This window comes from Pseudoramibacter alactolyticus ATCC 23263 (assembly GCF_000185505.1).
GTDB classification, from domain to species: Bacteria; Bacillota; Clostridia; order Eubacteriales; family Eubacteriaceae; genus Pseudoramibacter; species Pseudoramibacter alactolyticus.
This window is the reverse complement of the sequence record NZ_GL622359.1, coordinates 2,038,915-2,059,275: the sequence shown is the minus strand read 5'-3', so window position 1 is coordinate 2,059,275 and position 20,361 is coordinate 2,038,915. Positions and strand designations below refer to the sequence as shown.

Annotated in this window: 18 protein-coding genes and 1 pseudogene; 10 read left to right on the top strand and 9 right to left on the bottom strand. The window is 52.9% G+C overall.

Annotation, left to right across the window (positions count from 1 at the left end; translation table 11 throughout):
- The first annotated feature begins 8 nt into the window (after positions 1-8).
- Positions 9-2,087 (top strand): hypothetical protein, encoded by a 2,079-nt coding sequence (locus tag HMPREF0721_RS09830; RefSeq protein ID WP_006599609.1) that lies wholly within the window; start codon positions 9-11, stop codon positions 2,085-2,087.
- A 105-nt stretch (positions 2,088-2,192) separates the two neighbouring features.
- On the opposite strand, the gene HMPREF0721_RS09825 is transcribed toward HMPREF0721_RS09830, so the two are convergent.
- Complete coding sequence (locus tag HMPREF0721_RS09825; protein WP_040640049.1) at positions 2,193-3,683, bottom strand: aldehyde dehydrogenase family protein; 1,491 nt, start codon at positions 3,681-3,683, stop codon at positions 2,193-2,195.
- A 390-nt stretch (positions 3,684-4,073) separates the two neighbouring features.
- Between HMPREF0721_RS09825 and HMPREF0721_RS09820 the strand changes: the two genes are divergently transcribed.
- The 3 genes from HMPREF0721_RS09820 (at position 4,074) to HMPREF0721_RS09810 (ending at position 7,872) form a co-directional block, all read left to right on the top strand.
- Positions 4,074-5,327 carry a 2-hydroxyacyl-CoA dehydratase subunit D gene (locus HMPREF0721_RS09820; RefSeq protein WP_040640486.1) on the top strand — a complete coding sequence of 418 codons (1,254 nt, stop codon included), beginning with the start codon at positions 4,074-4,076 and terminating at the stop codon, positions 5,325-5,327.
- Positions 5,328-5,369: 42 nt separating this feature from the next.
- Entirely contained in the window at positions 5,370-7,079 is a 1,710-nt protein-coding gene (locus HMPREF0721_RS09815) for an acyl-CoA dehydratase activase (protein ID WP_006599606.1), read from the top strand.
- A 217-nt stretch (positions 7,080-7,296) separates the two neighbouring features.
- On the top strand, positions 7,297-7,872 hold the full coding sequence (locus tag HMPREF0721_RS09810; RefSeq protein WP_006599605.1) for a xanthine phosphoribosyltransferase: 576 nt from the start codon (positions 7,297-7,299) through the stop codon (positions 7,870-7,872).
- A 74-nt stretch (positions 7,873-7,946) separates the two neighbouring features.
- Here HMPREF0721_RS09810 and HMPREF0721_RS09805 read toward each other — a convergent pair whose 3' ends face one another.
- Positions 7,947-8,897 carry a hypothetical protein gene (locus tag HMPREF0721_RS09805; RefSeq protein ID WP_006599604.1) on the bottom strand — a complete coding sequence of 317 codons (951 nt, stop codon included), beginning with the start codon at positions 8,895-8,897 and terminating at the stop codon, positions 7,947-7,949.
- A gap of 109 nt (positions 8,898-9,006) precedes the next feature.
- Between HMPREF0721_RS09805 and HMPREF0721_RS09800 the strand changes: the two genes are divergently transcribed.
- On the top strand, positions 9,007-9,846 hold the full coding sequence (locus HMPREF0721_RS09800; RefSeq protein ID WP_006599603.1) for an undecaprenyl-diphosphate phosphatase: 840 nt from the start codon (positions 9,007-9,009) through the stop codon (positions 9,844-9,846).
- A gap of 322 nt (positions 9,847-10,168) precedes the next feature.
- Here the strand turns inward: HMPREF0721_RS09800 and HMPREF0721_RS09795 are convergent, their stop codons facing one another.
- The 6 genes from HMPREF0721_RS09795 to HMPREF0721_RS11925 form a co-directional block, all read right to left on the bottom strand.
- Positions 10,169-11,500: a dicarboxylate/amino acid:cation symporter gene (locus tag HMPREF0721_RS09795; RefSeq protein WP_006599602.1), complete on the bottom strand. Its 1,332-nt coding sequence runs from the start codon at positions 11,498-11,500 to the stop codon at positions 10,169-10,171.
- Positions 11,501-11,881: 381 nt separating this feature from the next.
- Positions 11,882-12,037 (bottom strand): nitroreductase family protein, encoded by a 156-nt coding sequence (locus HMPREF0721_RS12315; RefSeq protein WP_006599600.1) that lies wholly within the window; start codon positions 12,035-12,037, stop codon positions 11,882-11,884.
- Positions 12,038-12,107: 70 nt separating this feature from the next.
- The gene (locus HMPREF0721_RS11930) at positions 12,108-12,257 is read right to left on the bottom strand and encodes a hypothetical protein (RefSeq protein ID WP_006599599.1); all 150 of its coding nucleotides are present in this window, start codon (positions 12,255-12,257) and stop codon (positions 12,108-12,110) included.
- Positions 12,258-12,495: 238 nt separating this feature from the next.
- The gene (locus HMPREF0721_RS09790; RefSeq protein WP_050786992.1) at positions 12,496-13,797 is read right to left on the bottom strand and encodes an Nramp family divalent metal transporter; all 1,302 of its coding nucleotides are present in this window, start codon (positions 13,795-13,797) and stop codon (positions 12,496-12,498) included.
- Between the two features lie 225 nt (positions 13,798-14,022).
- Positions 14,023-14,994, bottom strand: a complete 972-nt coding sequence (locus HMPREF0721_RS09785; protein WP_040640048.1) for a dihydrodipicolinate synthase family protein — start codon at positions 14,992-14,994, stop codon at positions 14,023-14,025.
- A 13-nt stretch (positions 14,995-15,007) separates the two neighbouring features.
- Positions 15,008-15,274, bottom strand: coding sequence for a hypothetical protein (locus HMPREF0721_RS11925; RefSeq protein WP_006599595.1), 267 nt, complete (start codon positions 15,272-15,274; stop codon positions 15,008-15,010).
- 87 nt (positions 15,275-15,361) lie between these two features.
- On the opposite strand from HMPREF0721_RS11925, the gene HMPREF0721_RS09780 reads away from it, so the two are divergent.
- Positions 15,362-16,360 (top strand): LacI family DNA-binding transcriptional regulator, encoded by a 999-nt coding sequence (locus HMPREF0721_RS09780; protein ID WP_006599594.1) that lies wholly within the window; start codon positions 15,362-15,364, stop codon positions 16,358-16,360.
- Here HMPREF0721_RS09780 and HMPREF0721_RS09775 read toward each other — a convergent pair.
- A complete protein-coding gene (locus HMPREF0721_RS09775) occupies positions 16,341-16,631 on the bottom strand; it encodes a hypothetical protein (RefSeq protein ID WP_156788736.1) in 291 nt (96 codons plus the stop codon). The genes HMPREF0721_RS09780 and HMPREF0721_RS09775 overlap by 20 nt on opposite strands.
- A gap of 80 nt (positions 16,632-16,711) precedes the next feature.
- On the opposite strand from HMPREF0721_RS09775, the pseudogene HMPREF0721_RS11595 reads away from it, so the two are divergent.
- From HMPREF0721_RS11595 to HMPREF0721_RS12490, 4 genes and pseudogenes are all read left to right on the top strand, one after another.
- A pseudogene (locus HMPREF0721_RS11595) lies at positions 16,712-16,975 on the top strand (undecaprenyl-diphosphate phosphatase); the annotation flags it as partial.
- 776 nt (positions 16,976-17,751) lie between these two features.
- Entirely contained in the window at positions 17,752-18,513 is a 762-nt protein-coding gene (locus HMPREF0721_RS09760) for a thioredoxin family protein (RefSeq protein WP_006599589.1), read from the top strand.
- A 32-nt stretch (positions 18,514-18,545) separates the two neighbouring features.
- Positions 18,546-19,355 carry a vWA domain-containing protein gene (locus tag HMPREF0721_RS12495; protein ID WP_006599588.1) on the top strand — a complete coding sequence of 270 codons (810 nt, stop codon included), beginning with the start codon at positions 18,546-18,548 and terminating at the stop codon, positions 19,353-19,355.
- A gap of 271 nt (positions 19,356-19,626) precedes the next feature.
- Positions 19,627-20,082: a hypothetical protein gene (locus HMPREF0721_RS12490; RefSeq protein ID WP_006599586.1), complete on the top strand. Its 456-nt coding sequence runs from the start codon at positions 19,627-19,629 to the stop codon at positions 20,080-20,082.
- Positions 20,083-20,361: the final 279 nt, after the last annotated feature.

Here is a 20,361-nt window from a genome sequence, read left to right as displayed (position 1 = left end):
ACAATCCCATGAAACAGCATTTTCCTTCATTTCGAACATTGCGAACATCCCGGACCGCCAAAACGCTGACGGCCGCCGCCCTCGCCCTCACGCTGACCGGCGGCACCGTGGCCGCGGCGCTGACGCCGCAGCCGGCGAACGCCGCTGCCGTCTCCAAACAATCCCTGACCCGTCAGGCGGAAAAAGTGTCCGGCTCCGGCACCGTGTCCGGCTCCGGCATCACCAAAAAAGAAACGGTCTACGTCAAGACCGATGCCGCCGGGGGCAGCCCTTCCGTCACCGTGTCGGACTGGCTGAAAAACGTGAACGGCTCCGGCCGTCTCGCCGACCGCTCCGATCTCACCGGCATCACCAACCTCAAAGGCAGCGAAAAATTTGACCAGAGCGGCAGCGCCCTGACCTGGCAGACCAAAAATAAGGATATTTATTATCAGGGCCAAACCGACAAGTCCCTGCCGCTCTCGGTTCATATCAGCTATAAGCTCGACGGCAAACCCATCACCGCCAAAGACATCGCCGGCAAGAGCGGCCGTCTGGAAATGACCATTGATTACGACAACACGAGCACCACCGACGGTATCCATACGCCCTTTGCCGTGGCCACGGCGCTGAACCTGCCGGCTAAAACGTTCACCGACGTGCAGATCGACCACGGCACCGTCGTCGCCGACGGCACCAACAATGTCACCGTGGGGCTCGCCTTCCCCAGGCTTGCGGAAAATCTGGGTCTGGCGGGACAGACCCGCATCCAGATTCCCGAATCGGTGACCATCACCGCCTCGGTGAAAAATTTCGCCATGGGCCCGACCATCACCTCCGCTTCCACTGATGTCCTCGAAAAGGCCGGCCTCGACAAAATCGACAGCTTCTCCGATCTCGACAGCGCTGTGAACCGGCTGCAAAACGCCTCGGCCCAGCTGGTCGCCGGATCTCTTTCCGCAAAAAACGGCTCCGTCAAACTCACCGCCGGCGCCGGCACCTTAGCCTCCGGGCTTTCGATCTATACCGGCGGCGTGGCCACGGCGTCTGGCGGCAGCGCGAGCCTGACCGCCGGCGCCAATACCCTGGCCGGCGGCCTGGCGACCCTAAACGGCAAAACACCAGCGTTAACCAAGGGCATCGCCGGACTTTACAAAGGCAGCCAGCAGCTTGTCAGCAATTATCCCAATGCAATAAAAGGATCCCAAGATCTCACAAAAGGCGCCATAAAGATGAACTCACAACTGAAAAACAGTTTGAATGGCCCAAATGGCAACGACGGCTTAAATGCGAAACTCAAGACCATCCAAACCAGCACCGCGACACTCAGAGAAAAGCAAGCAACTCTTTCAAAAAATTATGGTTCTTTGGAAAAAGTCAATCAGCAAATCAGCATGCTTCAAACACAGCGTAGCGCCACAGCTGATACTCTTATCGCCGCTGCTAAAACAAACAACGAAACACAAATTGCTACGCAAAAAGGTAAACTGCAAACAATCAATACAAATTTGGATCAACTCCATCAATTGGCTGGCAGCTGGAGCACTCTCAATCAAGTGACTGCTTCTCTGCCATCCGATGAAGAAATCTCAACAATTCAAGGACAATTGACCACACTCTCCAATGGCACCGCCTCGCTTGCACAAGGGTCTGCCAAACTTCAAAAGGGTATTGAAGCGCTATCCGCCGGCACCAGCCAGCTCAACGACGGCCTCAAAGAGCTTAACGGCAATACCGGCAGCCTGTCCGCCGGCGTCGGCCAGCTGGCCCGCGGCAGCAAAACCCTGGCAAAGGGCAGCAAAACCCTCTCCGATGGACTCGCAACCCTCAAGGCCAACAACGCCAAACTGAGCAGCGGCGCTTTCCAACTCACCGCCGGCTCCGCCACGCTGACAAGCGGCCTCGGCTCCCTTTATTCGGGCATGAGCCAGTTTAAAACCACAGGCATCGACAAACTGGCCGGCTATTACAACCACGACTTCAAAGGCGTCCTCCGCAAACTCAAAACCATCAGGCGGGCCGGCAAGGACTACAACAATTTTGCCGGCAAGACGGACGCCATGGGCGGCTCGGTGCACTTTGTCATTGAAACGTCGGAAATTAAGTAAATCAGCAACTGGACGCCCCGGGCGTCCTTTTTGTGCGCATTAAAAACGGCCGGCACGCGGGTTATGCGCGCCGGCCGTTTGCTGTTGGTGTTAATGCCGGAAATGCTATGCCTGTTTCGGATAGAAACCCGAGGGGGTTTCCGAAAGATTGATCATGATGTTTTTCGTTTGCGTGTAGTGCTGAAGCATGACCTTGTGGGTTTCGCGGCCGATCCCGGATTCCTTGTAACCGCCGAAGGGCGCCCCTTCCGGAATCGCATTGTAGGTATTGACCCACATCCGGCCGGTTTCGATGGCTCTGGCCACGCGAATCGCTCGGTTGATATCCCGGGTCCAGACGGCGCCGCCGAGACCGTAAACCGAATCATTGGCCATGCGGATCGCATCCGCCTCGTCCACAAACGGGATCACCACCGCTACTGGCCCAAAGATTTCTTCCCGGGCCACGCGCATGTCGTTGGTCACGCCGGTGAGCAGCGTCGGCTTCACAAAACAGCCATTGGCCAGGTCGCCTTCCGTGGCGCGTTCGCCGCCGCAGACCACCGTTGCGCCCTCCTGCCTGCCGATTTCGATATAGCTTAAGATCTTCTGAACCTGCTTCTCGTTAATCTGGGCACCCATCTGGGTGCTTTCGTCCAGCGGCATCCCGACTTTCACCGCGTTAAAACGCTTCGCGGTCTCTTCGACAAAGCGGTCGTAAATCCCTTCCTGCACGAAAACCCGGGACCCGGCGCAGCACACTTGCCCCTGGTTGAAGAGGATGCCCAGCTGAACGCCGTCCATGGCCATTTCCCAATCGCAGTCATCAAAGAAGATATTCGCGGATTTACCGCCCAGTTCCAAGGTGGCCGGAATCAGCTTCTCCGCGGCGGCGCGGGCCACATCGCGGCCGACCTCCGTCGAGCCGGTGAAGGCCAGTTTGCGGATGTCCGGATGATCCAGAATATACTGTCCGGATTTCGAGCCGGAGCCGGTGATCACGTTGAAGACCCCGGCCGGGATCACGTCCTGGGTCAGTCGGGCCAGTTCAAGCACGCTCAGCGGCGTGGAACTCGAGGATTTAAAAACGGTGCAGTCGCCCGCCGCCAAAACCGGCGCAAGCTTCCAGGCCGCCATTAAAAACGGGAAATTCCACGGCACAATCTGGCCGACCACGCCGATAGGCTCGCGCAGGATCAGGCTCATCGTGTTGCCGTCGAGCATATTGGCGCTGCCTTCTTCAGCCTGGATGCAGCCGGCGAAATAACGAAAGTGCTGAGCGCTCATTGGAATATCGATGGCCAGGCATTCTCGGATCGGCTTGCCGTTATCCACCGATTCAACGGCGGCCAGAAATGCTTTGTTTTCGTCGATGATATCCGCCACCTGATTGAGGATCGCCGCACGTTCGGCCGCCGTGGTATTTTTCCAGGTGCCAAAGGCCTGCCACGCCGCTTTCACCGCCTCGTCCACGTCTTCCTTGGTCGCCTGGGCGCAGGTCGCAAGCGCCGCACCGGTCGCCGGACAGCTGGTCGTGAAGGTCGCCCCGTCGGAGGCGTCCTGCCACTTCCCGCCAATATAAAGCCGATACGTTTCTTGTAATGTCGGTTTGTTCATTTTTTCTCCTCCCATTTGTCGGAAAACTTTCTCATCAATATTGTATACCGCCGTTTAAAAGATTGGCAATCATAGTTTGCAATTTGTCAAGATATCGTTAGGTGTCGGATTGTTAATACTATATCTTGTTCTTTTTGAAAAACATACGCTCTCAATCAGCCGATAATATCAAGGTTCTTTAAGTGGCACCCTTTTGCGCATTTTTTATCAAATGAAACCAGCGTATTCGTTTTTCAACGGTTTATCTTTTCGTGTCAATCATTTCACAAATTTTCGCGCATCTTTTTAAGCTTGCTTGCGGTTTGAATGGGCGTCGGGTATAATATTCACCGTTTTAATTTTGTTTTATATGATGGTCAGTGCATTTTAATTTTAGAAACCAGGAACTCCATGGACATCATCAAACGCTACGGCGATCTCATCAAAAAAAAGATGGCCGACAGCCCGGCCGCCGGCCGCCGCCTGATCGATATCGGCCTGCACTACGAAACTTTTATGAAAAGGCATTTTGCCGACAAAGCGCTTCCCCGCCCCTATGCCGACCTCAACGTGCTCGCGCTGAAGAGCATGCTCGCCGCGCTGGAGCATCCGGAGAACACCGCCTGGGTGAATCTTTTCACCCCGGTGGAAATCCTGCAGAATTTCGGCATCAACTGCCTGTCCATCGAAATGATGGCCTCTTTTCTCGGAGGTTTCGGCATCGAGGACTGGTTCATCAACCAAAGCGAAGCCGACGGCATGGCGCCGACGCTGTGCTCCTATCACAAATGCTTTGTCGGCGCGGTGGACAGCGGCCTGATGCCGCCGGCCGCTGCAGCGGTAACCACCTCTACCGTCTGCGACGGCAACGTGCAAACCTTTCGCCGGGCTGCGGCTGCCTGCCGCGTCCCCCTGACGATTCTCGACATTCCCAACGAGATCTCGCCGATGGCCATTGCCTATGTGGTCAAGCAGCTGCGGCATTTCATCGCCGAATTGGAAGATCTTTGCCACCGCCCCTTTGACAGAGCGGCGCTGCAGGCGGCCCTCGACCGGGAAAACCGCTCCTTCGCGGCCTATGACCGCTTTCTCGCTGCCCAGCGCGGCCGCTATTATCCCTCGACGTTAACGATCCAGATGTTTAATCTCTTCGCGAGCCATCTGGCCATCGGCACCCCCGAGATCCTGCACTTTTACGAGGCGCTTGAACGGGATGTGGTCAACCGGCCGGCCTTTAACGGCAAAACCATCTTCTGGATCCACCTGCTCCCCTTTTATCAGGAAACCCTCAAAGGCTATTTCAACCTCAGCCGCGATTACCAGATCCAGGCCTGCGACATGAATCTGGATTATAACCGTCCGCTGGATCCGGCGCATCCTCTGGAATCTCTGGCAAAAAAAATGCTCGGCAATATTTTCGTCGGGCCCATCGAGCGGCGCATCGCGGCGGAAAAGGCACTCATCGCCAAAACCGGCGCCGACGGCGTGATCGAATTCTGCCACTGGGGCTGCAAGCAAATGGCCGGCGGCGCGGGGCTGATGAAGGAAGCGCTTAAAGCCGAAGGCATCCTCACCCTGGTGATCGACGGCGACGGCATCGATCGGCGCAACAGCCACGACGGTCAGATCAAGACCCGGCTCGAAGCCTTTTTTGAAATGCTGTAGACCGCGATCGCAATGCGATCGCCATTCAGAATCGAGGCAACCATGTTAGGTTATCTTTGCAAATACACCCCGGTGGAACTCTTCACCGCCCTCGGCGTGTCCATGCAGCGCGTCGATCCCCAGGTGGACCGCTTCAACCGAGCCGACAGTCTGATGCACCCCAATGTCTGCTCCTATGTGAAGGGCGTGCTCGAAACCTTTGCCGACGCGGTAATGGTCAACCCCGAACTCGAAGGCCTGGTGCTCACCGCCTGCTGCGACTCTGTCCGGCGTCTGGCCGACACCCTGCGCGCCCAATACCCAGACAAATTTTTTTATCTGCTCGATGTGCCCCGCAAGGTCAACGATTTTGCCGTCGGCCTTTACGAAGAGCACGTGCTCGACCTGATGCATGCCTACGCCGTCTTTGCCGGCCGCCCCTTCGACAAGGCCGAAACCGAGGCGGCCCTGCACATCTATCTCGAGGCTCAGCCCGAGGCGCCGGCAGCCGCCCCTCCCCCCAATGCTGATCCGAATCGCATCCGCATCGGCCTCATCGGGGCCCGGGCCAATGACGCCATCGCAGAACTCCTCAAGGCGGGCGGTGTCGAGGTGCTGTTTAACGTGACCTGCAACGGTCTCGACCGCCATTTCGTTCCGGCGGATCTGCGCGGCTATCTCGAGCAGATCCTTTGCCAGTTTCCCTGCATGCGCATGGTCAGCGCCACCAATCGCTTTGACTATCTCGACGGTTTCTCGGACCGGCTCGACGGCCTGGTCTATCACACCGTGCAGTTCTGCGACCAATATGCCTACGAATTTGCCGAACTCAAGGCCCGGGGCGATCTGCCGGTGCTGCGGGTCGAAACGGATCTGACCCGTCAAAGCTTCGGCCAGATCAAAACCCGCATCGAAGCTTTTATCGAAGAGCTTTCCGCCAAAAAGGGGCTGATGCGCGCAGCGCATCAACGCCCCGCACTCAGAAAGGACACCCCCATGATGATCGTCGGCATCGACAGCGGCTCCACCTCCACCAACGCCGTCGTCCTCAACCAAAACAAACAGTGCATCGCCTTTGATGTGGTGCGCACCGGCGCCAAATCCATCGCCTCCGCCGAACGTTCCCTCGACAATGTGCTCGCCAAGGCGAAACTCACCCGGGAAGACCCTGCGCTGATCGTCGCCACCGGCTACGGCCGGGTCAGCATTCCCTTTGCCGATCAAAACGTCACCGAGATCAGCTGCCACGGCAAGGGCGCCCACCATGTGAATCCGGCCGTTCGCACCATCCTTGACATCGGCGGCCAGGACAGCAAGGCCATTCACTTAAACGCCGCCGGCGAGGTGACCGATTTCGTGATGAACGACAAATGCGCCGCCGGCACCGGGCGCTTTCTCGAAATGATGGCCCGCACCCTGGAGGTCAGCCTGGAAGAGCTCGGCGCCATCTCCCGGCACTGGCGCGAAGATATCCGCATCGCATCCATGTGCTCGGTCTTTGCCGAATCGGAGGTGATCTCGCTGATCGCCCAAAACAAGGAGAAGGCCGACATCGCCCACGGGGTGCACGCGGCCATCGCCGGCAAGGCTCTGGGCCTGATGAAGAAAGTCGGCGTCGAGCCGACCATCATGATGACCGGCGGCGTCGCCAAGAACCCCGGCATGGTGGCTGTGCTGGAGGAAAAACTCGGCGAGCCGCTTTTCATCGCCGACGAACCGGAAATCATCGGTGCGCTGGGCGCGGCCCTGTTCGGCTGGGAAAGCCTGCAGTAGCGTCTCGTTGCTTTCGCCTTTAAAAACGCAGACGCGCGCCGGCGTCAATGCCTAAAAATCTATCAGACGCCCAAACCAAACAAAAACCGGTTCCATCGGCTGCCTTTGGCATCGCCGATTTCGAGCCCCCACGGCCATTGCCCCCGCCGACACGCCCCGAGCTCGATCCCTTTCATTATGAACATTGTTTTCGTTAACCGCAGAGAGGAGCACACCTATGAAATTATTGGAAGACCGCATCCGAAAAGACGGCCGCGTCCTGCCGGGAAACATTCTGAAGGTGGACTGCTTCCTGAATCACCAGGTGGATCCCGGGCTGATCACTGCCATCGGGCAGGCTTTTGCCGATCACTTCCGGGATCGGGGCGTTACCCGGGTGCTCACCCTTGAAGTCTCCGGCATCGTGACGGCGCTCTCTACGGCCCAGGCCCTCGGCGTTCCGATGGTCTTTGCCAAGAAGACAACTTCCGTCACCTTGACCGGCGATGCTTATATCAGCCGGATTTTTTCTTTCACGAAGCAAAAAGCCTATGATATCCGCGTTGACCGCCGTTTTTTAAACGCCGATGACCGCGTGCTCATCATCGACGATTTTCTCGCGGTGGGCCAGGCCCTTTCCGGCATGCTGGATTTGTGCGCTCAGGCCGGCGCCTCGGTGGCCGGCATCGGCATTGCCATCGAAAAAGCTTTCCAGGGCGGCGGCGACCGTTTTCGCGCCCTCGGGTACGACGTTTATGCCCTGGCGAAAATCGATCACTTCAGCGATGACGGCGTCGTCTTCGCCAAGGTATAGCCTTCCGTTTCTCCGCATAAAAAAGCCGGACATGATGTCCGGCTTTTTTGTGCGCTTCCCATTAAATCATCGGCTTAGGAGGCGCTCTGAAGCCGCCGAATCCCCATTGCCGCTCCGCCGAGAAGAGCAAACCCCGCCGCCACCGAAAGCGGATAAAGCGGCAGAACAGACACGGGAAGCAAAAACGGCAGCAACGCCACGGCCCCCGCCGGAGGAAAATAAAGCCGCGCCCGGCGGGCAACCATAAGCACTAAAAACAGTGCCGCTCCGGCAGCCGCCCATCCCGGCAGACCGCTGGCAGCCATCAAGACCGCCCGGCAGCCGGCGCCCAGCACAGCGCAAATCACCACGACCGCCCAACACACGGCTATCCGCGCACCTGCCGGGCTCTTTGGATCGGCGATTTCGACCGCGCCCACGATAAGCGGTGGCGCGATGAGCATCGGCACGTGCAGCCGGCGGCCGATAATGCCCAGAATAATCACGGCCGTCAAAATTCCCCCGAAGCGCAGCCATTGGCGCCGCGCGTCATAATGCCACGGTCTTTGCATCAGCGGTCTGCGCATCTTCGCTTTTTCAAGACCCCATTGTCCCAGCGCCACCAGTAGGACCAGCGCCGTCACTGCAATCGGATACACCCAGGTGCGCACGCCCAGCAATATCGGCAAGATCCCCGCCGAAAACGCCGGATAAAAGGTAACGTGCAGGACGAGCAGCAGCCCGGCGATCACCCCGAAGGCCAAAGCGACGTTCGCCAGCATCGGCAGCGGCGAAAACCGCGCCAGAAGAATCCCCAGGATGCTCACCGCCGTCATTAGAGCGCATTGCTTTTTGCGTCCGACGATCCAGGGCTGGCTCGCCGCCACCCAGCCGCCGATGGTCAGCGCGGCGATCTCCGGAAAGATCACCTCCGGCTGGCGAAGGGCCTCTGCCGCGGCCACCATCCCGGCAACAGCGGCCACTGCCATCACATCCGTCTGCCAATAATGGCGAATCCATTGTCCTTCCGGTATTGCTTTGCTCATTGTCTGTCTTCTCCCATCATCCGGCTTTCTTACTTTTAACTGAATGCATCCGAGGCCGCACCGCTTTTATGCTATAATAAAGGCATTCATTTTTTGAAAGGATCTTTTTATGCTCAACATCGTTAAATCCATTATCTTCGGTATCGTAGAGGGCGTCACGGAATGGCTGCCCATCTCCAGCACCGGCCACATGATTTTGCTCAACGCCATCTGCAAGCTCAATGTCCGCCAATCCTTCCTCGCCATGTATCTGGTGGTGATTCAGCTGGGCGCCATTCTCGCCGTGGTCGTCCTTTACTGGCGAAAGCTCTGGCCGCTGCGCCGCCGGCGCACCACAAAAGACCCGGAGGGCCAGCTGATCGTCGATCGGGAAACCATCGCCATGTGGCTGAAGATCATCGTCGCGACCATTCCCGCCGCGGTGATCGGCGTGCCCTTCGACGATTTCTTCGAATCCCTTTTTTATAATTACTGGACCGTCGCCGCCATGCTGATCCTCTTCGGGATCGCGTTCATCCTCATCGAAAACCGCAACCGCGGCGCAAGACCAGCCAAAACCGATATTGCCCAGTTCACCTATCGCGACGCCATCATCATCGGGCTCTTCCAGCTCATCGCCGCCGTCTTCCCCGGAACGTCCCGCTCCGGCGCGACCATCGTCGGTGCCTTGCTCATCGGCATCTCCCGCACCGCCGCCGCAGAGTTCACGTTCTTTCTGGCCATTCCGGCGATGTTCGGCGGCTCGCTGATCAAACTGCTCAAGTTCCATCACTTTGCCAGCGGCGAACTGGGCATCCTGCTCGTTGGCATGATCGTGGCCTTTGCCGTTTCAATTTTCGCCATCCGCTTCCTGATGCAATACATCAAGCAGCACGACTTCAAAGCTTTTGGCTGGTACCGCATCGTGCTGGGAATCATTGTCCTCGGCTTCTTCTTAATCGCCGGATAAGCTCTGTCTTTTATTTTAACATTTTTTAAGCGCAGCTTCGGCCGCGTTTTTTATTTTCGCTAAAAAATATTCCCTTTCCATTTTTTATGAATGACTTTCCCGCGAATCGCCGATTGATCCGGCGCATCATCCCCTTCTCTTTTCCCGCAAGTCCCTCACGAAGAACGCGCCCGAAGGTGCGTTTTCATGGGCGGTTCTATCCTGCATAGCGCTGACCAAAAACAAACAATAATGTCCCGCATCCGGGCATGAAAAAAGCACGCACATCGCGTACTTTTTTCATGGAAGGCCGCATCCTCCCTCAATTGGCGCCTTTGCAAGCTTATGCCTCGGGGCCATCATCTTCCTGGCCGGCCGCATCGCCGACGGGCACCCGCGGCGACCGTCTTGCCCGCTTGGCTTCCAGACGATCGATCATCTTAGAGACCACAATGGTGCAGGCCGCGTCTCCGGTGATGTTCACCGTGGTGCGCCCCATATCGAAGATCCGGTCCACTCCGGCCACCAGCGCAATCCCCGCCACGGGCAGCCCCACGCTTTGAAGCACCATGGCGAGCATGATCATTCCGGAGCCCGGCACGCCGGCCGTCCCGATGGACGCCAGGGTCGCCGTTAAAATAATCATAATCTGCTGGGACAGGCCCAGGTGAATGCCAAAACAGCTGGCGATAAAAATCGCGCACACCCCTTGATAAATCGCCGTGCCGTCCATATTAATCGTCGCACCGAGGGGCAAGGTGAAGCTCGCCACTTCCCGGCGGGCGCCCAGCTTCTCGGTGCACTCGAGATTAAGGGGCAGGGTTCCGACGGAAGAGGCGCTCGAAAAGGCAAAAAGAATGGCCGGCATTTCCCCTTTAAAAAAGGTCAGCGGGCTCAGCCCTCCCATCAGGCGCACACTGCTTGAATAAACCAGCACCGCGTGAATCACATAGCCGATATAGGCGCAAAGCAACACCATGGCCAAGCTTCCCAACACGGCCGGGCCGTTTTCCGCCACCACGGGCACCATCAGGCAAAAAACCCCGACGGGCGAAAGAACCAGAATCATTTCCATGATTTTAAGGCCGACCTCGCTGGCGCTGTTGCAAAACTGCCCAAAGTTTTTCCCCTTCTCTCCGGCCAAAATGATACCGAAACCAAAGAGCAGCGCCGCCACAATCACCTGGAGCATGGCCGCGTTGGCAAAGGGCGCCACGATATTCGACGGAAACATGTTGACGATGGTTTCCATAACGCTCGGCGCCTTCGTCGCTTTGTAATGCAGGCCGGACACCGACAGCACCGGATAAAACCGCTTGAACACGTTGGAGATCAAAAGGCCGATGGTCACTGCAAAAGCCGTCGTGCAGATGTAAAAAATAATGGTCCGCACGCCGATTTCCGCCACCTCCCGAATATCGCTGAGGGAGATCACCCCGCTGATAATCGAGAAGAAGACGATGGGCACCACCACAAATTTAATCAAATTGAGAAAAATAGTCCCAAAAGGCTGAATGTACCGAGTGGCAAAACCCGGATTTTTCATAAAACACAGACCGACAAGAATGCCGAAGACCAGTGCGATGAAAATCTTAATGGACAGCGGCCATTTTTTACGCGGCTTACGGGCTTTGAACGGCTGCATCGGGGCAGTCCCGGCGGCAGATTTGAACATTGGGTTCCTCCTTCAGGCTTCTGTTTTCATTTTTATAACGGACCCAACAGGTCCGCGCCGAAAGTCCTTCAAAAATTTAAAACGTAATAAAATAATTATATCACAAAGTGTTCTTTTCGCAGAAATTTTCCTATTGCGGCACGACCACTTCACAACCGCACACAAAAAAGCGCCGGTTTTCGATCCCAACGCCGCTATTATTCCGCGCTTTTGCAATGCCGGCCCGGATGAATGCCACCAAAACACGGGCTTTTGATAGGCCACTCGGAGGCCGTCATCGGCAACGCGAATGATGCCGCAGTATTCAAAGCCAGTTTTCTCCGGCTGACGGCGCATGCCGGGGCATTGACCTCGCGGGTATCACGGCGCAAATTGACAATGCTAAAAAACCGCGATCGTCGGCGACTGCTTACCCATGCCATTAGCGGCGAACAGTCTGTCCCCAATAATTTGGGCGATCCCATCCGGAGACACCCTATCCGGCTTGTATTGCCGAATGCTTCTTCTCATCTTCATGTTTCCAATGCTGTCATTCATTTTTGTTCCCCCGGTTATCCATTCAAATTTTCCCGCAGCCGCTCGCAATTTGTCACTGATCGTTACGGTTTTATTCCGTTTGTTCCATCGCGGGCCTTGTTTGATCTTCTTGTTCGCGGCTGCCGGACGCCCATGCCGGCACCGCCGAAAGCAGCGGCCGATCGTGCCCGATGATCCCGACGTGCGCCGCCAGCGTCCAAGTCGGCTTGTCTTTATCCATGGTCCCGATCACAGGAGGCGGCGTCGGGGATTTTAATACAAAAAAACAGGGAACCCCTTCTGATTCCCTGCTCGCACTATCGATCGTCGCTTATACCTTTGCCGCATTATCTGTCGCTTCCACGTTTTCTTCTGAGGCTTCAAGGCCGGCCATTACCGCACGCGGTGCCAGAAACCGTCTCGAATCGTGCGGCCTTCGGGCACATGCCGTCCTTATGATTCCCGCCGCCGGTAACTTTTCAGAAAATCTGAATCAAAGCAGCGAAATTTTTCTGCAAAGCGATGAAGGTCATGTAGACTGCAAAGATATAACAAATGGTCATAGACACCTGCAGCGCTCTCGGCACCTTGTAGCCGGTATAAAGCTCTCCCTTCCAGACGATTAAAACCATGAAAAGGCCGGCGACCGGCGTCGCAACGGAGGTCGCGACATTGGCAATAAAGATCAGCTGGGTTGGAGAGCCGCCGTAGGCAAAGCAGATCGCCGTGGCAATCGCCAGGCAAAGAAGGCAGCCAATCCGAACCGCCTTTGATTCCAGACCGATATCCTTGTCCATCCCCGCCTGAAAGAGAACGACCCCTCTTTGTGTATTGCCCAGCAAAGAGGAAAACCCTGCGCCGACAATGGCAATACCCATGACAATGGGGGCCGCATTGCCCAAGAACGGGCGCAGCAGATCCCCCAGCTGAGCCGGTGCTTTAATCGCAATGTGATGGGGATGCAGCACGATGGCGCCGACCAAAACGATAGCGCCGGAGATCAAAACCACAGAGATAACATGGGTGATGGCATCCGCCCGCATTGCGCCGTTAAACAGATCCTGCTTGCGCCATTTTTTCTCCAGCCCCAGATAGGTGCCGTAAATGCCCGCCGTGACGGCCGCATTGGTGCTCACATAGGCCAGGGCGGTTGTGAAGGAGCCTTTCGCAAAAGACCAATGGGTTAGGCCGCGGCCAAACTGTCCCCAATTGGGGCCGCCTGTTGCCACCAGGGTCGCGTAAAAGGCCACGATCATGCCGATAATGCAGATCAGAATGCCTTTCTCCACTTTACTGTAAACCCCTTTTGTCAGATAACAAAAGGCCAGGACAGCCAACATGATCAGGGCTCCCAGTTTCCAGTTGATGCCAAACATCAGATTCATGCCGGCCCCGGTCCCTGAAATATTGCCCAGCGTAAAAAAGAAGCAGGACAAAAAAAGCGCAATCCCGCAAAAGGCGGAGGCCGCGCCGCCATAATAGTGCCGGATGGCATGCAAAATGGGCATGCCGGTCATAATCGCGATCCGATAGGACGTCATCGTAAAGGTAATGCCCATAATGATGATGGGAATCAAAATCCACATCATCGAATAGCCATAATCGGATCCCATCATGGCCGATGTCGTAATGTTGCCCGGGCCAATCACAATACCGGTCAAGATGATGCCCGGCCCGACCTTTTTCAGCAGCGCTTTAACCGAAAGTTTTTCTACCTGTGTCGGATCAAATCCGAGACGCTCCTCGACCGTTCCCCCTACCTTTGTATTTTCATAAGCCATGAGCTTTTCCTCCTTTAGCTGCCCCGATGAAGCCGAGACGCGCGCCGCCTTCTCCATCCGAAAATCATCGGGATGTGTACAAACGGCGCATTCGCCCATCGGAAGCAAATCGGCACACCGCTCGCTGCGTCCCCCGCGCGGCCCAGCGATTCATTTCGTTTATAAAAAGGGCGGGTGCTCACCAGGTTTATTTCATCAGGCAAACACCCGCGTTCTCATCCCTGCTTATTTGTATTGATTCATATCGACCTGGGGAAGCCGACTGAGCTTAAGGCCGTTGGCCACCCAATCCTTCTGTCCCTGATCCAGGGGAAGCACCGGCTTTCGCATCAGCGCGGATTGGAAGACCCCCCTCTGCCGGAGGGCTTCCTTCAGTCTGGCATGGGCTTCGCCGGAAGGCTGACCGCCGCCGTAAATGGCCTGACTGATGGGATAGATGCGGTTCGAGGCTTCCTGCGCTTCCTTTAAGGTATGCTGATCCGGATGCCTAAAAACATCCCATGCCGCCGTGATCAATTCTGGAACGCAGCCGGCAAAGCCGATCAGTGCGCCGTCCATCCCCGGGAACCAGCTGACGCAGAGGGTTTCGTCGTGGCAGGTGATGAGGGAAATATCCGGGCATTCCTGACGGAGCAGCCGCACATCGTGCTCATAAATCGGGGTCACGCGGGTGCCCATTTTAATGCACTTCACGTGATCGATTTCCCTGCACATCTTGATCAGCGTTTCCACCGGATAGGTAGCTTTTGTCGTCGCCGGATACAGATGAATGATGATATCGATGTCCGCGCCTTCCGCCACATCCTTCACATATTCGAAGGGCGCATCCGGATTCATGCCGAAGCGAAGCCACATATGCGGAGGCATCAGGAGGATGCCGTCCGCGCCGGCTTCCTTGGCCTCTTTTGCCATCTCGATGGATTCGGCCGTGTTCTCACAATTAACACCGGAGATGATCGTCATGATGTCGCCGCATTCCTCAGCGCAGATTTCGGTCACTCTCTTCCTTTCTGCTCTGGTCAGTCCCGTGATCTCACCCGTATGGCCGTTGCAAACCAGCCCTTGAATGCCCTTATCGTAGAAACTTTTGATCCATCGAAGATACACCCTGAATTCTTCTTCATTAATGGAATAATCGTCATTCAGAGGAACGGAAACTGCCGGGAAAATCGTTTTAAAAGTCACTGTTTTAGCCATCATAATCTCCTTATCATTTCAAATCACCAATTTGCTCCAGGCTTCGCGACAACCTGTTGCTTTGTACAATCGATTGCACTTCTCGATTACATTTATAGCACGATCCGCAGAGGCTGATAAGCCATTTGCCGGCCCCTGCAATTTCTTGCATGCGGTTTACAATTTCTTGCATATTTTGTTGTCTCCTTGCAGAAACGCGTTTGGCTTTTGTGCATTTTTGCGGTCTTCTTTTTTTTATTCCGACGATCGCCGCCCATTCGAAAAAATACAAACGTTGCATATAAAGCTGCCAATCGTTATACTTGAATTAAAAATATAATTGCAACACGCTTCTCCTCTTAAAAACGCAAAATCGGAGGATCCTATCATGACCACTTTAAAAGATGTCGCCAAACTTGCCCATGTCGATGTCAGCACCGTTTCCCGGGCGCTCAACAATACGTCCTATGTACACCCGGACACCAAAGCGCGGATTTTGGCCGCCGTCAAAGAACTCTCCTACCAGCCCAATGTATTGGTGCGGGAGCTGCGCCATGGCAAACGAAATACCATCGGCGTCGTCGTCCCGAAATTGACTTTTTCCATCTTCGCCGAAGTGACCTTCGGTATCGAGGAAGAGGCCCGAAGACGGGGCTACTATACCCTCTTATGCAACACATTGGACGATCCAAACACTGAAAAACAATGCCTGAACCGGCTGCGAAACGGCTTCGTCGACGGCATCATCATCGCCGCCACCGGCACCAACACCCGTCTGCTGCGGGATATCAGGGTCAGCGGTCTTCCCGTCACTCAGATTATCCGCCAGCACGACGCCAGAATGAGCAGCGTCGTTGTGGATTATGTGGAAATCGGCTACAAGGCTGTCTCCTATCTCGTCGAGAAAGGCTGCCAAAAGATCGCCCTGGTGAACGGCTCCATGCAAATCCCTCCCTATCAGGATCGCTATAAAGGCTATTTAAAGGCCATCCACCAATATGGCCTTAATCCCATCACGGTTGAAAAGACGGCAGTCCTGCGGGGGATGCATTATGGCTATGACTGCACCAACCTTTTGATCGACCGAGGAGAAGCATTGGATGCCGTTTTGGTGGCAACCGATTCCCAGGGGATGGGCGCCTTGCGGGCCTTAAAAGAGAATGACCTGAAAGCACCGGACGATATCCGGGTTTTAAGCATGACGGGTTACCGCGTCGGTCCCATGTTGGAAACCACTCTAACCTCCATGGAACTGCCGGGCATTGAAATCGGCCGTCAGGCCGCCGATATCACAATCCGCGCCATCGAGGCCGATGCCGACCATGCCGTCGATCCGCAGCAACTCCTTCTTTCCGCCTCTTTGGCGGTCAGAGAATCAACAGGGTAACAAAAGCGGCAGCCATAATATGCCAAAAAGTTCCCCTTCGCTTCAGAATACCGAAAAAGGGAGGCGTACCGGCCCGGAGCAGGAGAATAAAGTTCAACAGATTCTGTCCTTTGCTGCCGGCACTTTTATATCTGCGATTGTTATGCGAAAACATAAGTTCCGCTTTGGACATTTTTTGAACATAAAAAAAGCAGGGGATCCTTTCTGATTCCCCGCTTACCCTGGCAGCCGCCGTCACTGATATCCTTGCTGCATTATCTGTGATTTTCACGCTTTCTTCCAAAGACCCAAGGGTCAGCCATCGCGGCAAGCGATGCTAAAAACCCTCCTGCATCGCGCAAAAGCGCTGGCCGCTGCGCCGCCGCAGAGTTCACATTCTTTCTGGCCATTCCGGCGATATTCGGCGGCTCGCTGATCAAACTGCTCAAGTTCCATCGCTTTGCCGGCGGCGAACTGGGCATCCTGCCCGTTGGCATGATCGTGGCCTTTGCCGTTTCGATTTTCGCCATCCGCTTCCTGATGCAATCCATCAAGCAGCACGGCTTCAAAGCTTTCGGTTGGTACCGCATCGTGCTGGAAATCATTGTTCTCGGCTTCTTCTTAATCGCCGGATAAACTCTATCTTTTATTTTAATATTTTTTAAGCGCGGCTTCGGCCGTGTTTTTTCATAAAAAACACCGACTTCCCAATCTGCCTCGAATGCCTCACCTTTTATCTTTAACGGCCCTTGCCATTTAAACAATCACAAGGCGCAGCAATGAAGAGATTGTAACATCTGTGTGGATAACACTTATCACAGAGACTGTCAACGGGAAAACCTCCGTTTACGAAAGGAAATGAAAGTCCCGTCCACGGACATGAATCGATGCCTTAACGGTATCCTGCGCCTCTGCGCTAAAGAACACACCCGGATCCCCATCCCACAGCTGTTCGGTATGGTTGAACATGCCAGAAAAAGCCGGCGGAAAAAGAAATGGGGCAGATCAATCGGAATTCATCTGTTCATCAAATATAGATAAACAAATTTTACAAACAGTCCATAACAATGATATTATAAGATAAAAATTGCATATTTAATCTCTAAAATGAATAAAAGCGTTGCAAACAAAAAAGGCAGCTGACAATCAAAAATACCTTAATGAGCGGCCGGTTTTCGTTGAAGACGTTGGCCAATCCCTTAAAATAATTTGGAATTTTTCTATCGGCGGGCTTAATTTTACGGATTATTGCGTATTTTGTTTTCGAAAAAAGTATTCCAGAAAGGCAGGCAACAGGTTGTTGAACTTATTTCATGGCAGTGCCATTGATGACCGTGTCCGTGTGATGGCGATAAAAAATCGCCAAAAAATTTTAATGTATTCGAATCGATCGTATTTTTAAGGATAGATAAGTGAAAAATACATCCGGCAAACAGGGGTTAATATTATTTCTTTTCATTATTCCATTCATTTTCAGCATAGGGATGACAGCCCAGCTAAATAGCCATGAAAACATTAGACAGATGACGCGTCTTGGAGAAGTTGAGAACATAAAAAGCGGATATATCTATTTCGGGCGACCATCCTGTCCTTCCTGCCAAATATTCTATCCGATATTGCAGTTGGCTTCACAGCGGGAGAATAAACAAATATGGTATTTCAATACAGACTATTTTAGGACAAAAAAGAAATTGCCAGAATATGAGATTCTCCCGGTCTGTAATAAATATAAGATCAGCAGGGTGCCCGTGCTAATTTATGTAGAAAACGGCAAGATTATTGATTCTTTTGGAAGGGAAATCACGAATAATAAGGAGAAAAATGATGCATATAAAGGTATTATGACATTAATGCGTGTTTCTTCTTTCTGGAGAATCACCTGGAAGATTTATTCAGCACCATTGGTTTTGTTGTTCTCGTCACTAATTTTTCAATTTTTATTTTGGAGAAAAGACTTTGTAAATTCAAAAATGAATTTTATTCTCCGGTTATATATTTTTACAGACCTCGGAATATATACATATTGGTATTTCAAATTTCGTAGTGTCGGTTTGAACTTAATGAAGAGCGAACGTTTTTTTACCATCGCGTTTCTTGTGACGATTATTGTTTCGATATTTTTCCATATTTCTAACATCAATGAGATGCGTGAGATACGATCGTCTAAACAATAAAAACACATAATATGGTGAAATAAGGAGAGATTATGAAAAAAATACTTTGCATGATGCTTGCTATAATGCTGATAAGCAGTACGGCTCTGACCGGATGCGGAAATAAAAAAGGAATAGAAAAAAAGGCTTCCAGCGAAAATGAGCTTCAGAGTGGTAAGGGGGTAAACGGAAAACTCCCTGATATAAAATATAACTATGAAGCGATTGCCGATGCCCCGGGAGGTATTTGTCCCCAACCCAGCGTTTATAAAGACAACTATTCGGACAATATGAATCAATGGTGGAAGAACGCTCAAAAAGAACTGAAAAAAATTAGCCATAAATTGGATGAAGATGCTTCTGATAAAGAGATCGCGCGCCTTTTCAAACAGTTATTATACATTGGCGCTTATGATTATGAGCCAGTTGAACCTATCGAACGTTTCAGTTATGTGATTTTTAAAAATGATGGCAAAGACCAGTTTACTCACAGAAAAATAAGAGAAAATGCCAATGTGAACGTGGAAATTGTGTTGGATTGTTCAGGTTCTATGGCCAAACGGATTAACGGTGAGTCGATGATGAATATTGCAAAATCATCGATCGGTAAAGTTTTGTCAGAGATGCCGGCAAACGCAAATGTGGGGGTCCGTGTCTTTGGCCATAAAGGAGACAATTCAAATACGAAAAAGGAAGAATCCTGCAATGCCAATGAACTAATTCATCCCATTAAAAAGCTGGACGTTCAGGGAATTGAGTCGGATCTTGCGTCTTTGAAGCCTACGGGCTGGACTTCAATTTCAAAATCTATTGAAGAGGGGACAAAAGATTTAAGTAAATTTAAGGGGGAAAAAGAACCTTAATATTCTTTATATTGTAACAGACGGCATCGAAACCTGCGGAGAAAATCCTGCAACAGTTGCAAAAAGACTTAAAAATGGAAAAACCGACATTGTTCTCGGTATTGTCGGCTTTAATGTCGATGCAACTCAAGATAGTGTACTTAAAGAAATTGCAAAAGCCGGAGGCGGTTATTATTCTTCTGCAAGAGACGCGGACAAGTTAACTTCAGAACTGCAGAGAATCCATGAACTTTCTTACACCAATTATAAATGGGAGCTCCTTGATGATAACATGATCATGAGAGTTTCAGGACGTCAGGAAGCCGGCCTGACGCACAATAGAATCCGCTCGGAAAGAGGCCCAATCGTCGAAAAAAATGCATTAAATACTTTAATTATGTATGGCGGGACATCTTCCAACGATAGTGGTGAATACGCAGGACTATATCAAAAAAATGGCGTCGTGGCGCAAAAGCTGAAAAAACTTGCAGAGAAAAGATATAAGAAGATAAGTAAAATCCTGGAAGTTGAGAACACAAAGCGAGAAAAAGAATCGAAAGAATACATTGAATCGATAAAGGCGCGAAAGGGAGAGTTCGTTTATTATATTCCTTCCACCAGTCGATTGGATCCGCAAAGCAAATACTGGACGGGGTTTAGCAGTACGGGGGGCAACCTTAAAGATATAGAAAAAGAGGGAAAAGCGCTGGATAAACAAGAAAGAGCAAAACAAACGCAGCAGAAATAAAAATTGAGAAGCTGCATCCCATAAGAATGGTATCCGGTCAAACCAGGTTGCCATGCGCAGATGAAAGGAATAGAAATCAATGGGGACAAAAGCTTTGAAAGTCTGAATGTCCAGGCTGCCGGGACGCAATTCAGCATGCCGTTCTTAAAGATGAAGTCAATGCTTATACCACAATATTTCATTATTGACATTACAGAATATAAGAGCGACTCCAAATTTTTGATTTTTTGACAAGTTGAAACTTAGACAGAAACAGAGCAAGCTGCCCTTGGGATTTAC

What these genes read in the sequence shown, in the direction of transcription:
- HMPREF0721_RS09825 (WP_040640049.1), bottom strand. Translation starts at nt 3,683, where the DNA reads ATGAACAAACCGACATTACAAGAAACGTATCGGCTTTATATTGGCGGG.
- HMPREF0721_RS11925 (WP_006599595.1), bottom strand. Translation starts at nt 15,274, where the DNA reads ATGCAACGTTTGTATTTTTTCGAATGGGCGGCGATCGTCGGAATAAAA.
- HMPREF0721_RS09830 (WP_006599609.1), top strand. Translation starts at nt 9, where the DNA reads ATGAAACAGCATTTTCCTTCATTTCGAACATTGCGAACATCCCGGACC.
- HMPREF0721_RS09815 (WP_006599606.1), top strand. Translation starts at nt 5,370, where the DNA reads ATGTTAGGTTATCTTTGCAAATACACCCCGGTGGAACTCTTCACCGCC.
- HMPREF0721_RS09800 (WP_006599603.1), top strand. Translation starts at nt 9,007, where the DNA reads ATGCTCAACATCGTTAAATCCATTATCTTCGGTATCGTAGAGGGCGTC.
- HMPREF0721_RS09795 (WP_006599602.1), bottom strand. Translation starts at nt 11,500, where the DNA reads ATGTTCAAATCTGCCGCCGGGACTGCCCCGATGCAGCCGTTCAAAGCC.
- HMPREF0721_RS09780 (WP_006599594.1), top strand. Translation starts at nt 15,362, where the DNA reads ATGACCACTTTAAAAGATGTCGCCAAACTTGCCCATGTCGATGTCAGC.
- HMPREF0721_RS12315 (WP_006599600.1), bottom strand. Translation starts at nt 12,037, where the DNA reads ATGAATGACAGCATTGGAAACATGAAGATGAGAAGAAGCATTCGGCAA.
- HMPREF0721_RS12490 (WP_006599586.1), top strand. Translation starts at nt 19,627, where the DNA reads ATGATCATGAGAGTTTCAGGACGTCAGGAAGCCGGCCTGACGCACAAT.
- HMPREF0721_RS09805 (WP_006599604.1), bottom strand. Translation starts at nt 8,897, where the DNA reads ATGAGCAAAGCAATACCGGAAGGACAATGGATTCGCCATTATTGGCAG.
- HMPREF0721_RS09790 (WP_050786992.1), bottom strand. Translation starts at nt 13,797, where the DNA reads ATGGCTTATGAAAATACAAAGGTAGGGGGAACGGTCGAGGAGCGTCTC.
- HMPREF0721_RS09810 (WP_006599605.1), top strand. Translation starts at nt 7,297, where the DNA reads ATGAAATTATTGGAAGACCGCATCCGAAAAGACGGCCGCGTCCTGCCG.
- HMPREF0721_RS09785 (WP_040640048.1), bottom strand. Translation starts at nt 14,994, where the DNA reads ATGGCTAAAACAGTGACTTTTAAAACGATTTTCCCGGCAGTTTCCGTT.
- HMPREF0721_RS12495 (WP_006599588.1), top strand. Translation starts at nt 18,546, where the DNA reads ATGAAAAAAATACTTTGCATGATGCTTGCTATAATGCTGATAAGCAGT.
- HMPREF0721_RS09820 (WP_040640486.1), top strand. Translation starts at nt 4,074, where the DNA reads ATGGACATCATCAAACGCTACGGCGATCTCATCAAAAAAAAGATGGCC.
- HMPREF0721_RS11930 (WP_006599599.1), bottom strand. Translation starts at nt 12,257, where the DNA reads ATGGATAAAGACAAGCCGACTTGGACGCTGGCGGCGCACGTCGGGATC.